Raw genomic sequence first — 14863 nt, 5'->3', positions numbered from 1 at the left:
GCAATAGTTAAAAAAGGAGAGATGAACGATGGGGAAAGTGTACGTTTTTGATCACCCACTAATTCAACACAAGCTAACATACATACGTGATATAAACACAGGTACAAAGGAATTCCGTGAATTGGTTGACGAAGTGGCTAGCTTAATGGCGTTTGAAATTACGCGTGAAATGCCATTAGAGGAAGTAGAAGTTGAAACTCCTGTACGTAAGGCAAAATCGAAGGTTTTATCTGGGAAAAAGATTGGGATTGTGCCAATCCTTCGTGCTGGTTTAGGTATGGTGGACGGAATCTTACGTTTGATACCGGCAGCAAAGGTAGGGCATATTGGACTTTACCGTGACCCTGAAACATTGCAGCCTGTTGAGTATTATTTCAAAATGCCTTCTGACATTAAAGAGCGCGAATTCATCGTTGTAGACCCAATGCTTGCAACAGGTGGTTCAGCAGTTGAAGCCATCAACGCGTTAAAAAAGCGCGGCGCTACAAATATTAAATTTATGTGCCTCATTGCAGCACCTGAGGGCGTAGAAGCAATGAAAACAGCTCACCCTGATATCGATATTTACATCGCAGCACTTGATGAGCAGCTAAACGACCATGGTTATATCGTTCCAGGTCTTGGAGATGCTGGAGACCGTTTATTCGGTACAAAATAAAACGAAAAGCAGAAGCGACTTGCCGAGAAACGAGAAAATTGGAGGCTCCGACTCAGAGGCGTTCTTTGCCTCTGAAGGAGGAGGTGAAATTTCTCGAGTTTCTAGTCGCTGCATTAGAACCCACATATTTGACCACCTTTTGAGAGAACCTATCTCAAAGAGGTGGTTTTTTTGTGAGAGTTTTACTAACAATCTGTATGGCTGTTATCCTCCTATTTTCAACCAATATAGCCCATGCTCACCGTTATCCCGAGAGGCCTCCATTGCCTGAAGTGGATATGGAAGAGATCGTGCATGAAATCATTATTACGGACAAATCTCAATTTGACACCTTAGTAGAAAAAACCAAAGCATATTCCTCCTTAAAAATAAACCACATATACAAGCATGTGTTTCCAGGCTTCTCTGTAACGGGAAAAAGACGTGATATCCAAAAGTTAAAAAAAGAATCAGGCATTCAACATAGTTCACCTGTTGCAACCTATCATGCCTCACTTGAGGAAAGCGTACCTTTTATTGGCGGCGAAGAAATACGTAGTCATTTTGATAAAAACGATCATCGCCTAACCGGTAAGGGAGTGAAGGTTGGAGTCATTGATACGGGTGTTGATTATACACATCCAGACCTCCGAAGAAATTATAAGGGTGGCTCCGACCTCGTCGACGGTGATGATGACCCGATGGAAACAAAAGGAGTGGAGGGGCGTAATACCTCACACGGAACTCATGTTGCTGGGATTATTGCGGCAAATGGAAAAATAAAAGGTGTCGCACCTGAAGCTGATATCATTGGCTACCGTGCGTTAGGGCCAGGAGGGATGGGAACCTCCGAACAGGTCATAGCTGCGATTGATAAAGCAATCGAAGATAAAGTTGATGTCATTAATCTATCCCTTGGGAATACAATCAATGGACCGGACTGGCCAACTAGTCTTGCCCTAGATAAAGCAACAGAAAAAGGGATTGTTGCAGTCACTTCAAGTGGGAACTCAGGGCCGATGGTCTGGACCGTTGGTTCACCAGGAACATCTTCAAAGGCAATTTCGGTTGGTGCGTCGACACCACCAATGACTTTGCCTTATCTAACAGTTGGGTTTGCTGATCGAAAAATTCAGCTTCAACCCCTCCAAGGCTCCATTCCGTGGAAACTCCAAAAAAAGTACGAAATCGTCAAAGCAGGAATTGGTACAGAGTCGATATTCCCAAAGGCAAAAAACAAAATTGTATTAATGGAAAGAGGTCAAATCACTTTTACACAGAAAGCGGTACGTGCATACGAAGCTGGAGCAATTGCGGTGTTAATTTATAATAATACAGATGGGAACTTCTCGGGGACTCTCGAACAAGAGCTTCCGATACCAGTTGCTTCACTATCGAAGGAAGATGGAGAATGGCTTAAAAAACAAATCAAATCGAAGAAGCAGGTAGTAAAAACGTCATTCATGCAAATTGAGGATACAATTGCTTCGTTTAGTTCGCGTGGCCCGGTTACACATACATGGGCAATCAAGCCTGACGTGGTTGCGCCTGGTGTGGCGATTGACAGCACGATTCCGAATGGCTATCAGGAAATGCAAGGGACGAGTATGGCCGCGCCGCATGTTGCCGGAGCAAGTGCAATCTTAAAACAAGCACACCCGAATTGGAGTCCAGAACAAATAAAAGCGGCTTTAATGAATACGGCCCGACTTTTAGAAAAAGAAGACGGAACCTTGTACAAGCCTTATGAACAAGGTGCAGGGAGAATTCAACTCCATGAAGCCATCCACTCGGAAACATTGCTCTATCCAGGCTCTTTTTCAGCTGGGATGCTACACCATCAGGACAACCGCACGAAGAAGACAATGAAAATAACGGTAGATAACCAATCTGATGAGGAAAAGAAATATTCATTTGAGGTTCCGAAAAGTATAGAAGGAATTCAATGGGATTTGCCGCTTCCTTTTACCGTAAAACCAAAACAAAAGAAGATTATCACAATCGGAATGGATATTACCCCAAGTACAATTGGAGCCGGCTTACATGACGGCAATCTGTATTTAAAAGAAGGAAAAAATCGGTATCACATTCCATATATGTATGTGATTGAAGAACCCAATTATCCTCGGATTATGGGCTTCCAGTTTGGAAAAGGAGATCAAGAGGATGTTTTTCGTTACGAATTATATTTACCTGGTGGAGCGGAAGAGTATGGGATTGTTCTTTATGATCCGGATACTTTGAGGTTCGTGACATTTTTAGATTGGGACAGAAATGTAGCGAGAGGATTAGTAGAGAAAAAAGTAAATCGGAAGGCCCGAAAACTTAGAGGGATATTCAAAGCTATCATTTATGTAAAAAAAGCGGGTAAAGAGGATATACTTGAAACAGAAATCTCTTTCGAAGATACAATGATAGGCGGCCATTAAAACATTTCAGCAGAAGTCAATCACTTCTGCTGGATATCTTTTTATAGATTGTGGAGAAGACATGTTCAATGAACTTGAATGAGACTGGCGCGAAGGTGTCTAAGTGGTTTCGATTTAAACAGTCGAATTATGAATTTTTTGTGAACACTGTTTGAATTTTTGAATTACTACTACGATAATAGGACTAACAAAAACTCGATAATATGGCATTTGTAAGCGGATGTGGAACAATGAAAAACTGCTTGTGAGAAGCTGAACTTTTTCCTTCCAAACAATTGACATTACTAGGTGCCTATTGTATGCTTACAAAGGGTATAAATGAGAAGGTTTACATCTGTGTATTACTTGTAAAATTAAGTATTTTCAGACACATTAGAAACCTATCTCTAACGCGTAAAGTGTGGGATGCTGATGCGTAAAAATGACAAATATCCTTTACGAGCCTATGCGCTTATGTCTGGTATTCTATCTCAGCTAGTAGGATCTATTCTACTAGGTATTTTCCTCGGCAGATGGATTGATCGAATGCTAGGCACCGAACCACTTTTTTTAATTATTGGCCTTCTATTAGGACTAGCAGCAGGAGTCTACGCAACAATTCGTCTAGTCAATCATTTTTTCTCAGGAGATTAACTTGATATGCAGGATCTATCCATAGCGTTTACGAGATATCGTAAATACATATTCTACTTACTTGCAATCTATGTACTTGGCTGGGGATTCACTGCATACAAATCGGTCTTCCTAGGACTATTATTAGGGACACTAGGAAGTTTGTGGATTCTATTCACGTTAGCTAGGAAAAATAAGCAATTTACGAAAGCTTTTGAAGAAGGACGTAAAGTCCGTTCGCTTGGAACAATGTCCAGAATGGCTGTCGCTGGTTTAGCTGTATTGGTCGTAATGGAGTATCCAGAAATGTTTCATTTAGGTAGTATGATTATTGGATTAATGACAGCCTATTTTGTCATTATGATAGATTTCTTTTTTCAAAAACTTCATAAATAGACTATGGCACAGGTTATAGCTTGTGCTAGACAATATGGGAAGAGAGGTGAATACTGTTGGGTCACGAAGCTCCTACGTTTAAATTGTTTGGACTTTGGTTCAGTGCATCTAACATGTTAATGATCACAATCGCAAGTGTGATTGTCTTCATTATTGCGGTTCTTGGAACTCGTACCCTTGCAATGAAGCCAACTGGTGCTCAGAACTTTATGGAATGGGTTATGGACTTTGTTCGAGGAATAATCAAAAGTTCGATGGACTGGCAAACAGGCGGGCGCTTCCAAATACTAGGGATTACTTTATTAATGTATATCCTTGTATCAAACTTTTTAGGGTTACCATTCGCGGTCATTTTCGGCCATGAGTTATGGTGGAAGTCTCCAACCGCTGATCCAACGATTACGTTAACACTAGCGGTTATGGTTGTTGGATTATCACACTACTACGGAATTAAGATGAAAGGTGCTAAAGAATACGGGAAAGATTTCTTTAAACCTATGTCATTTATGTTTCCATTAAAAATTATCGAAGAATTTGCAAACACATTAACTCTCGGACTGCGTCTATTTGGTAACATCTATGCTGGTGAAATCTTACTAGGATTAATTGCAGGTATGGCAGTAAGTGGTTATGGCGATAGCATTTTTGGAGGAATTTTAGGTACAATCGGAGCCTTTATTCCGATGATAGCATGGCAAGGATTTAGTATCTTTGTTGGTGCCATCCAAGCATACATTTTTACAATGTTAACAATGGTTTATATTTCTCACAAAGTGAGTGAAGACCATTAAAAATAAACCTTGTCCAAAATGAGACTTTTTGGGCAAACAAATACAATTACAATTATTTTTTTATACAATTAAAGGAGGACTATTTCAATGGGTTTATTAGCAGCAGCAATTGCAATTGGTTTAGCAGCACTAGGTGCTGGTATCGGTAACGGTCTTATCGTATCTCGTACAGTTGAGGGGATTGCTCGTCAACCAGAAGCACAAAGTAAACTTTCAACTACTATGTTCATCGGGGTTGCGTTAGTTGAGGCGATTCCTATCATCGCAGTAGTTATTGCGTTCATGGTATTCGGCGCTAACTCATAAGAAGATTTCTCGAAGCTTTCCTTGACGTTATTGATAAGGTAATCCCTTAGTTCGTAACATTCAAAAGTGAAGGCTAGATAACAAAATGGCGAAGATCATTCCAAGAGAACCTTCGCCATTCCTTTGTATTATTGAAAATTCGAATAGAATTCGTGTGGTATCCCGCACTTGATATGAAAATAAGGACTTCCATTTCGACGTGGAACTCGCAAAAGGAGGGAATATAGGTGTTAGATCTTTTTGTCTTAGGCGCTGCGGCTGGTGGGCTGCCTGTTAACCTTGGAGATATTATCTTCCAATTGGTTGTATTCATCATTTTATTAGCGTTACTTCGTAAATTTGCGTTTGGTCCAATCATGAATATCATGAAACAACGTGAATCTCATATCGCGAATGAAATTGATTCTGCAGAGCAAAATCACCAAGAAGCAAAAAAATTAGCAGAAGAACAACGTGAGCTACTTAAAAAGTCCCGTGTAGAAGCTGCTGAGTTAATCGAAAACGCACGAAAATTAGGTGAAGAGCAGAAAGAAGGAATTATCCAAGCTGCTCGTGAAGAAGCAAACCGTTTAAAAGAAGCTGCAAAGCAAGAAATCGTTCAAGAAAAAGAACAAGCTGTTACAGCTTTACGCGAACAGGTTGCATCACTTTCTGTGTTAGTTGCTTCTAAGGTTATCGAAAAGGAACTTAGCCTTGAAGATCAAGAGAAGTTAATTAACGAATATATTCAAGAGGTAGGAGAAGGGCAATGAGCAAAGGGATCGTAGCAAAGCGATATGCAGTAGCTCTTTTTCAATTAGCAAGTGAACAAAATGCACTTGATCAGTACGAAGAAGAAATTCGTACGATTAAACAAGTGTTTACAAATAGTGATGAATTCCAATCTTTGTTAAGAAATCCAAAGCTTTTAGTCGACAAGAAAAAAGCGATTGTTACGGATGCATTTCAGGGCTTTTCACAAATGACATTAAATACGTTACATTTACTAATTGACCGTCATCGTGAAGATATCATTGCAGACGTCGCGGATGAATTTATCGCATTGGCAAATGACAAGCGCGGTATTGCGGATGCAACTGTTTACTCTGTTCGTCCTTTAACAGAATCAGAGGAAGCAGGAATTTCAAGCGTATTTGCTAGTAAAGTAGGAAAATCATCATTACGTATTCAAAACATTGTAGATACAAGTCTGATTGGTGGCGTTAAGCTCCGAATCGGAAATCGTATATTTGATGGAAGTGTAAAAGGTAAGTTGGATCGCTTAGAGCGTGAACTTATCCGCTAAAAGATAGGGGTGAAATTCATGAGCATCAAAGCTGAAGAAATTAGTGCGCTGATAAAAAAGCAAATTGAAAACTATCAGTCTGAAATACAAGTGAGCGAAGTTGGTACAGTTATCAGTGTCGGTGACGGTATCGCACGTGCTCATGGCCTCGACAATGTCATGGCTGGAGAACTCGTTGAATTTTCAAACGGTGTCATGGGTATGGCACAAAACCTTGAAGAAAACAACGTTGGTATTATCATCCTTGGTCCTTTCACAGACATTCGTGAAGGTGACGAAGTACGTCGTACAGGACGTATCATGGAAGTTCCAGTTGGTGAAGCATTGATCGGCCGTGTTGTTAACTCTCTAGGACAACCAGTTGATGGTCTTGGTCCAATCGAAACTACAAAAACTCGTCCAATTGAAAGCCCAGCTCCTGGTATCATGGATCGTAAATCTGTTCATGAACCATTACAAACTGGTATTAAAGCGATTGACGCGTTAATTCCAATCGGTCGTGGTCAGCGTGAGTTGATCATCGGTGACCGTCAAACGGGTAAAACATCTGTTGCAATCGACACAATTCTAAACCAAAAGAACGAAAATATGATCTGTATTTACGTTGCGATTGGTCAAAAAGAATCAACAGTACGTGGTGTTGTTGAAACCTTACGTAAAAATGGTGCTTTAGATTACACAATCGTTGTAACTGCTTCTGCAGCTCAACCAGCTCCAATGTTATTCTTAGCTCCATATGCGGGTGTAACAATGGGCGAAGAGTTCATGTACAATGGAAAGCACGTTTTAGTTATTTATGATGACTTAACAAAACAAGCTTCTGCATACCGTGAACTTTCATTATTACTACGTCGTCCTCCAGGTCGTGAAGCATATCCAGGGGATGTATTCTACCTACACTCTCGTCTACTTGAGCGTGCTGCGAAGCTTTCTGACGCAAAAGGTGGCGGGTCAATTACAGCTTTACCGTTCATTGAAACACAAGCTGGTGACGTATCTGCATACATTCCAACAAACGTTATCTCGATCACTGACGGACAAATCTTCTTACAATCTGATCTATTCTTCTCAGGTGTACGTCCTGCCGTTAACGCAGGTTTATCCGTATCTCGTGTTGGTGGATCAGCGCAAATCAGTGCGATGAAGAAGGTATCAGGTACATTACGTCTTGACCTTGCATCTTACCGTGAATTAGAAGCATTTGCTCAGTTCGGTTCTGATCTTGATAAAGCAACTCAAGCAAAACTTAACCGTGGTGCTCGTACAGTTGAAGTATTAAAACAAGGTCTAAATAAGCCACTAGCAGTAGAAAAGCAAGTTGCGATTCTATATGCGTTAACTCGTGGATTCTTAGATGATATCCCAGTCGAAGATATCTCTCGTTTTGAAGAAGAATACTTTGTATGGTTAGATCATAACCGTAAAGCTGAAATCTTTGATCACATTAAATCAACTGGTAAGCTTCCAGAAGATGAAGTATTTACTTCTGCAATCAATGACTTCAAAAAGACATTTGCGGTTTCTGAATAATTAACATTATGAAGAGCGACGTGCTTTCATAGTTCGTCGCTTATCTGAATAAAAGCTAGGAAGACTCGGTTCCAAAGCGTTTACGAATAATCGAGGAAAAGGTGGTGAGAACCTTTGGCATCCTTACGTGATATAAAAACAAGAATCACTTCAACAAAGAAAACAAGTCAAATTACTAAAGCGATGCAGATGGTTTCGGCATCTAAATTTAGCCGTGCTGAAGCAAATGCAAAATCGTTTGTTCCATATATGGAAAAGATTCAAGAGGTCGTAGCGAATATCGCAATGGGTAGCTCAAATGCAAGCCATCCAATGTTACTTCATCGACCAGTTAAAAAGACTGCTTATATCGTCATCACATCTGACCGTGGATTAGCTGGTGCATATAACAGTAACGTAATTCGTGGTGCATACCAAGCCATGCAAAAACGTCATAAAAGCAATGACGAGTTCACAGTAATAGCAATCGGTCGTGTTGGTCGAGACTTCTTTGTAAAAAGAGGAATTTCTGTTAGCTTAGAAATCGCTGGTTTATCTGATCAGCCATCTTTTGCTGAAATTAAGGAAATCGCAAATGCGACTGTGAATATGTTTGCAGATGGTACGTATGATGAGCTTTACATGTGGTATAACCACTTCGTAAGTGCAATTCAACACGATGTAACGGAGAAAAAGCTACTTCCTTTAACAGATTTAGCTGCAAATAAAAAACAAACTTCTTATGAATTCGAACCTTCACAAGAAGATATCTTAGAGGTATTGCTACCTCAGTATGCTGAAAGTCTCATCTACGGAGCACTTTTAGACGGAAAAGCAAGTGAACATTCAGCTCGTATGACTGCGATGAAAAACGCGACAGACAATGCGAAAGAACTTATCGACTCACTTACTCTTTCTTACAACCGTGCACGTCAAGCGGCAATTACGCAAGAAATTACGGAAATTGTCGGTGGAGCAGCAGCACTCGAGTAAAAACAAAAATAAAATTAACATACTTTATGTAAATAGACGTTCAAAAAGGAGGACAAAAAGGGCGGAGAAGGTCGAGGCGGGAAGCTTTGAGGAGCGGAGTGTATGAGGTAATACATGAGCACCGGAGAAGCAAGCCAACGAAGAGATTCGACGACAATTTTTCCCGGACTTTTTGAACTTCCTAAAAGTAAGTTAGGAGGGAAAACGATGACAAAAGGACGCGTTACCCAAGTTATGGGTCCTGTTGTAGACGTACAGTTTGACAGTGGCCATCTTCCTGAGATATATAACGCCCTTACTATTAAACATAGTGCGCGTAACGAAAACGAAGTTGACATCAATTTAACATTAGAAGTTGCGCTTCACCTTGGTGATGATACTGTACGTACAGTTGCGATGTCATCTACTGATGGTGTAGTTCGTGGATTAGAGGTTACTGACACTGGTAAGCCAATTTCTGTACCAGTTGGTGATGTAACACTTGGACGTGTATTTAACGTACTAGGTGAAAACATTGACCTTGATGCACCAGTACCTGCGGAAGCACGTCGTGATGCTATTCATAGAGAAGCACCAACATTTGAACAACTTTCAACTGAGGTTGAAATTCTTGAAACTGGTATTAAAGTAGTAGACCTTCTTGCACCATATATTAAAGGTGGAAAAATCGGTCTATTCGGTGGTGCCGGAGTTGGTAAAACAGTTCTTATCCAAGAACTTATCAACAACATCGCACAAGAACACGGTGGTATTTCCGTATTCGCTGGTGTAGGTGAGCGTACTCGTGAAGGAAACGACTTATACTACGAAATGAAGGACTCTGGAGTTATTTCAAAGACTGCGATGGTATTCGGACAGATGAACGAACCACCAGGCGCACGTATGCGTGTAGCTTTAACTGGTCTTACAATGGCAGAATACTTCCGTGATGAGCAAGGCCAAGACGTGTTATTCTTCATTGATAACATTTTCCGTTTCACACAAGCAGGTTCTGAAGTATCAGCCCTACTTGGTCGTATGCCATCTGCCGTTGGTTACCAACCAACTCTAGCAACTGAGATGGGTAAATTACAAGAACGTATTACATCTACAAACGTTGGATCTGTAACGTCAATCCAAGCAATTTACGTTCCTGCCGATGACTATACTGACCCGGCTCCAGCTACAACGTTTGCTCACTTAGACGCAACAACAAACCTTGAGCGTAAGCTTTCTGAGATGGGTATTTACCCAGCGGTGGATCCATTAGCATCTACTTCTCGCGCTTTATCTCCTGAGATTGTTGGTGAAGAGCATTACAATGTTGCACGTCAAGTACAACAAACATTACAACGTTACCGTGAACTACAAGATATCATTGCAATCCTAGGTATGGATGAGTTAGGTGATGAGGATAAGTTAGTCGTGCACCGTGCGCGTCGTGTCCAATTCTTCTTATCTCAAAACTTCCACGTTGCGGAGCAGTTCACTGGACAACCAGGTTCATACGTACCAGTTAAAGAAACTGTTCGTGGATTCAAGGAAATCCTAGAAGGAAAATACGACTATCTTCCAGAAGATGCGTTCCGTCTAGTTGGTCGAATTGAAGAAGCAGTAGAAGCTGGAAAGCGCATGGGTGTTGAAGCATAATTAACGGGACCTAGGAGGGTATAAAATGAAGACAGTAAAAGTGAATGTCGTGACTCCTGATGGCCCAGTTTATGAAGCTGATGTGGAAATGGTAAGTGCCAAAGCTCAAAGTGGTGAGCTGGGTATCTTACCTGGACATATTCCTATGGTTGCTCCTCTTCAAGTAGGGGCAGTTAGACTTAAGAAGGGAAGCAACACTGAACTTGTGGCTGTAAGTGGAGGCTTTCTCGAGGTTCGTCCTGACCAAGTAACAATTCTTGCTCAAGCTGCTGAAACAGCTGAGTCAATTGATGTTCACCGTGCTAGCGAAGCAAAAAAGCGCGCTGAACAGCGCTTGCAGGCGAAAACTGATCATGTCGATTTTAAACGAGCAGAGCTCGCTTTAAAACGTGCCATCAATCGATTAAATGTAACACAAAACAAATACTAATTTGTTAATGGAAACCCCCAGAGGCTTGAAGTCTCTGGGGGTTTTGTAGTTTTTGGAGTAAGGCTAAAGTCGATAGAATCAGAATAAAGTCGATAGAATCAGAATAAAGTCGATAGAATGAAAATAAAATTGATAGCAACAAAATAAAACTGATAGAATCAAAATAGGACCGATAGGGTAAAAATACCGTCGATAGCAGGTTAGCTATTTTGGTTAAATACTGATTAATAAGATTCCAAGCAATCCCTTATAAAATGGTTTTAACAGATTTTGGCCATTAAATAAGGTTTTTTATTTTCAATGAAACCTTTTGCCCTTTTCTTGTATCTAAGGATTAGGTCGACCCGAGAAAGGAGAGCGGACTTTGGATATTGAAAAAGAGGTGAAAAAGGCACGGCGTGGGAGCAATTCTTCTTTTGAAAAACTAATCATGGCCCATAAGCTTTTGATGTACCGCGTTGCCAAAACCATTTTAGTGAACGACGAAGATTGCGCAGATGCAATCCAAGAGGCTATCCTCAAAGCCTACCAAAAAATGAATACGTTAAAAGAACCTGCTTATTTTAAAAGTTGGTTGTGTCGAATAGTTTTAAATGAATGCTATCAGCTATTGAGGCAGAAAAAGAATGTGGTTCATATGGAGGAATGGTTGGAACTCGAAACACAGGACCACGGTTTTGAGACAGTGGAGATGGAACAAATGTTGAGCATTCTACCTAAAGAGCAATCTCACTTGTTGAAGCTTTTTCATATAGAAGGGATGTCAATCATAGAGTTGGCACACATTTATGAGGTTCCTGAAAATACAATTAAGACAAGATTACGACGCGCTCGTGAAAAAATGCGAGAATACTGGGATATAAAAGAGGAGGGATCAGTATGGAAAAATGGGAAAAGCAAATGAGCGTGAACTCAAATCCTCAAATTCCAAAAAGTGTGGATCAGCGTATAAATGAAACACTTCGTTCTCTTCCTAATAAAAAAAGAGTTCCGCGTTTTTATTATCCAGTAGCGGCAGTTATCTTAGTGGGTTTTCTTTTATTTGGCGTATCCTTTATGTCCCCGACATTAGCCGAAACGCTGAAATCTGTTCCAGTAATCGGGTCTATTTTTAAAATGGTAGGTGATATTGGGGCTCAAAAGGGAGAGGAAAAGGGTTTAACTACATTATTAGGTCAGCAAGTCGAAATCAATGGTCAAGTCATAACCTTTACTGAGAGTTTATATGATGGGTCTCAGATCCATATTGGGTATCTTATCGAATCGTATACGAATAAGACAGCGAGTACGGCTGATTTATTGTCGCCACTTAAGCTAACAGTTAATGGTAAACATGTGAGCTATGGTATGGGTGAGCGTGGCGAAATATTAGAAAATGGGGATTATGCAGGTGTGATTAGCATTAAAATAGATCAGAAGCTTCCTGAGTCGTTTACGCTTGGCATACAGTCTCTGAATGAGAAATCAATGTATGTTGAATTGCCTATTACAAAACAGGGAGAAAATCGGTCAACCTTGGTAAATCAAACGGTAGAAACCAATGATTTAACAATCCACTATGATAAAGTTACATTCTTCCCAACGAGTACCGAAATAGCTTTTCGACAGGTGATCGATGAAAAAGCCTTTGAAAGTAAAAAGTATGATTGGATGGATTATCAGGTTGTGGATGACCAAGGGCGTGTTCTTCAACCTTTAAGTGGTGGAGGTGGGGGAGGTCCCACAAAGGACGGAAAAATACTGCAGACAATGACCCAATACTTCGAACCTCTTGAAAGTTTGCCAAAGTCCTTAACGATTAAACCTTATTTATTAGCAGGAAATGATAAGGTAGAAGAAGTAAAAGGAAACTGGGTAGGGGAAAATTTGACGCTGTCACAAGGAGACATTGGGGAAATAACTGTAGTAGACATAATGAGTAAAAATGGGATAGTGACATTAACCGTGGAAACTGACGGAGAAGATGCGTACTGGCAGGCAAACAGTATTTGGATTGAGGATAAGAATGGCAAATCCTATTATTCAGAACAAGCACCAAAAAGAGTGGAGGGCACCATAAAGCAGTATGTGATTGAATGCAAGGCTGATGTGGCTGTTGAAGATATCAAGGTTGTCACGTATAAACAAAAGGCTCCGAAATTTTTGGAGGACTTAGAAGTGACAATTGAGTTGAAGTAATATAGGTAAGGGGCTGCTTTTAAGTAGTCCTTTTTTCGTATTAGGCAATAATTTTGATTTATCACTGATAAATTTAGTGTTTGGACAATAGTCTATAAGTATAGAATAATAATTAAAATTTATGGATGAAATGGGTTTAGGGTTTGATTGGATTGGTGATGTTTTGGAGTAATTATTACTTCAAATAGGAATGTGATTGGTGGTGAGGCGAATAGTGAAAATTGCTTTAAGGAAACGGAATACACCGCCTGTATTTCTCCGTTTTGTCAAAAATGGTAATTTCATAGAATAAGTGGAAGGATTGGTCGACACTGGGTCAGATAAAGTGATATAATGTATTCGGTTACATTCATAATATTTTGGTAATAAAATATTGTGTGATATTGGAGGGGGCTGCATGGAGGATCTGTTGAATCAGTATTTGAATAATTACTTGATTGTGGTTGTCTTCTTGTTGTTAGGTATTCTACTCCCGATTGTGGCGTTGTTTATGGGGAAGTTGCTACGACCACATGCACCGAGTGAGGAGAAGGCTACTACATATGAGAGTGGGATTGAGCCATTCCATGATTCTCGTGTACAGTTTAATGTACGCTATTACATTTTTGCGCTATTGTTTGTTATTTTTGATGTTGAGACTGTATTTTTATATCCATGGGCTGTCGCCTACGAAAAACTCGGAATTTTCGCATTAGTAGAGATGTTCATTTTCGTTGTTATGCTCGTTATCGGCTTAGTATATGCTTGGAAGAAGGGCGTGTTAAAATGGATTTAAAAATGGATGGAATTTCAGATTTAGAGATGGAAGAGTTGAAGAGAAGTGTATTTTTGACAACGCTGGAGCAGGTGAAAGGTTGGGCACGAAGTAATTCGTTGTGGCCACTTACATTTGGTCTGGCTTGTTGTGCGATTGAAATGATGGGGACAGGTTCTTCCCATTATGACTTAGACCGGTTTGGTTCCTTTTTCCGTACGTCTCCGCGTCAATCTGATTGTATGATTGTGTCAGGTACGGTGACGAAGAAAATGGCTCCTGTTTTAAAGAGATTGTATGATCAAATGCCTGAGCCGAAATGGGTGATTGCAATGGGGTCGTGTGCAACTGCAGGAGGTCCTTATGTGAAATCGTATGCGGTTGTGAAAGGGGTAGACCAAATTGTACCGGTTGATGTGTACATTCCTGGTTGTCCGCCAAATCCAGCTGCCCTGATTTACGGGATTAATAAATTAAGAGAAAAGATTCGCTATGAGGCTAAAACGGGGAAGAAGGTGATTTAGCGTGAGCGAAGAAAAAGACCTGGAACAACGTAAACGGGAGGCTGCTGAGAAGGCTAAGGAAGCTGCAAGAAAGCGACTAGCTGAAAAACAGGCGGCTGAAGCAAATGGTGAAGAAAAATCGAAGGAAGAAAATATAGATATTGCAAAGGCAAAGGCGGCAGCGGCGGCGAAAGCCAAGGCCGCGGCTTTGGCGAAGCAAAAGGCGAAACAACAAGCGGAAGAGGACGCTGGGTCTGATAAAAAATCAGAATCATCTGAAGGAACTGACTTGGATCTTGCGAAGCAAAAAGCAGCTGCAGCGGCAAAGGCCAAGGCTGCAGCGTTAGCGAAGCAAAAGGCGGCAGAAGCAGCATCCGGAGAAACAACAGGAGATGATGATAAGGCAACGGC

The 14863-nt window shown here is 40.7% G+C and carries 16 protein-coding genes and 1 pseudogene; all 17 read left to right on the top strand.

Translation table 11 applies throughout. From position 1 onward, the window contains the following. The first annotated feature begins 28 nt into the window (after positions 1 to 28). Entirely contained in the window at positions 29 to 658 is a 630-nt protein-coding gene (gene upp / locus BTHG_RS13190; protein WP_010677203.1) for a uracil phosphoribosyltransferase, read from the top strand. A gap of 173 nt (positions 659 to 831) precedes the next feature. Then, a complete protein-coding gene (locus tag BTHG_RS13180) occupies positions 832 to 3066 on the top strand; it encodes a S8 family serine peptidase (RefSeq protein ID WP_026021811.1) in 2235 nt (744 codons plus the stop codon). A 411-nt stretch (positions 3067 to 3477) separates the two neighbouring features. Then, the gene (locus BTHG_RS13175; protein WP_010677200.1) at positions 3478 to 3699 is read left to right on the top strand and encodes an AtpZ/AtpI family protein; all 222 of its coding nucleotides are present in this window, start codon (positions 3478 to 3480) and stop codon (positions 3697 to 3699) included. A 6-nt stretch (positions 3700 to 3705) separates the two neighbouring features. Continuing rightward, positions 3706 to 4074, top strand: coding sequence for an ATP synthase subunit I (locus BTHG_RS13170; protein ID WP_010677199.1), 369 nt, complete (start codon positions 3706 to 3708; stop codon positions 4072 to 4074). 56 nt (positions 4075 to 4130) lie between these two features. Next, positions 4131 to 4865 (top strand): F0F1 ATP synthase subunit A, encoded by a 735-nt coding sequence (atpB, locus tag BTHG_RS13165; protein ID WP_010677198.1) that lies wholly within the window; start codon positions 4131 to 4133, stop codon positions 4863 to 4865. Between the two features lie 87 nt (positions 4866 to 4952). After that, the gene (atpE, locus tag BTHG_RS13160) at positions 4953 to 5171 is read left to right on the top strand and encodes a F0F1 ATP synthase subunit C (RefSeq protein WP_010677197.1); all 219 of its coding nucleotides are present in this window, start codon (positions 4953 to 4955) and stop codon (positions 5169 to 5171) included. A gap of 227 nt (positions 5172 to 5398) precedes the next feature. Continuing rightward, positions 5399 to 5923, top strand: a complete 525-nt coding sequence (atpF, locus tag BTHG_RS13155; RefSeq protein ID WP_010677196.1) for a F0F1 ATP synthase subunit B — start codon at positions 5399 to 5401, stop codon at positions 5921 to 5923. Further along, complete coding sequence (locus tag BTHG_RS13150) at positions 5920 to 6456, top strand: F0F1 ATP synthase subunit delta (RefSeq protein ID WP_010677195.1); 537 nt, start codon at positions 5920 to 5922, stop codon at positions 6454 to 6456. Before atpF ends, BTHG_RS13150 begins: the two co-directional genes overlap by 4 nt. Before the next feature lie 18 nt (positions 6457 to 6474). Next, positions 6475 to 7986 (top strand): F0F1 ATP synthase subunit alpha, encoded by a 1512-nt coding sequence (gene atpA, locus BTHG_RS13145; RefSeq protein ID WP_010677194.1) that lies wholly within the window; start codon positions 6475 to 6477, stop codon positions 7984 to 7986. 114 nt (positions 7987 to 8100) lie between these two features. After that, positions 8101 to 8958: a F0F1 ATP synthase subunit gamma gene (locus BTHG_RS13140; RefSeq protein WP_010677193.1), complete on the top strand. Its 858-nt coding sequence runs from the start codon at positions 8101 to 8103 to the stop codon at positions 8956 to 8958. Positions 8959 to 9165: 207 nt separating this feature from the next. After that, the gene (gene atpD, locus BTHG_RS13135; protein ID WP_010677192.1) at positions 9166 to 10587 is read left to right on the top strand and encodes a F0F1 ATP synthase subunit beta; all 1422 of its coding nucleotides are present in this window, start codon (positions 9166 to 9168) and stop codon (positions 10585 to 10587) included. Between the two features lie 25 nt (positions 10588 to 10612). Then, positions 10613 to 11017 (top strand): F0F1 ATP synthase subunit epsilon, encoded by a 405-nt coding sequence (locus BTHG_RS13130; protein WP_010677191.1) that lies wholly within the window; start codon positions 10613 to 10615, stop codon positions 11015 to 11017. Between the two features lie 364 nt (positions 11018 to 11381). Continuing rightward, positions 11382 to 11921 (top strand): sigma-70 family RNA polymerase sigma factor, encoded by a 540-nt coding sequence (locus tag BTHG_RS13125; protein WP_010677190.1) that lies wholly within the window; start codon positions 11382 to 11384, stop codon positions 11919 to 11921. Then, positions 11897 to 13195, top strand: a complete 1299-nt coding sequence (locus tag BTHG_RS13120) for a DUF4179 domain-containing protein (RefSeq protein ID WP_010677189.1) — start codon at positions 11897 to 11899, stop codon at positions 13193 to 13195. The genes BTHG_RS13125 and BTHG_RS13120 overlap by 25 nt, the downstream gene beginning before the upstream one ends. A gap of 397 nt (positions 13196 to 13592) precedes the next feature. Beyond that, a complete protein-coding gene (locus tag BTHG_RS13115) occupies positions 13593 to 13970 on the top strand; it encodes an NADH-quinone oxidoreductase subunit A (protein WP_010677188.1) in 378 nt (125 codons plus the stop codon). Continuing rightward, a complete protein-coding gene (locus tag BTHG_RS13110) occupies positions 13961 to 14473 on the top strand; it encodes a NuoB/complex I 20 kDa subunit family protein (protein ID WP_010677187.1) in 513 nt (170 codons plus the stop codon). Before BTHG_RS13115 ends, BTHG_RS13110 begins: the two co-directional genes overlap by 10 nt. 1 nt (position 14474) lies before the next feature. Next, positions 14475 to 14863 (top strand): annotated as a pseudogene (locus BTHG_RS27085) (NADH-quinone oxidoreductase subunit C); the annotation flags it as partial.

The sequence above is a fragment of the Bacillus timonensis genome (assembly GCF_000285535.1).
In the GTDB taxonomy this organism is placed as follows: domain Bacteria; phylum Bacillota; class Bacilli; order Bacillales; family Bacillaceae_L; genus Ferdinandcohnia; species Ferdinandcohnia timonensis.
This window is presented reverse-complemented; position numbering and strand designations above follow the sequence as displayed.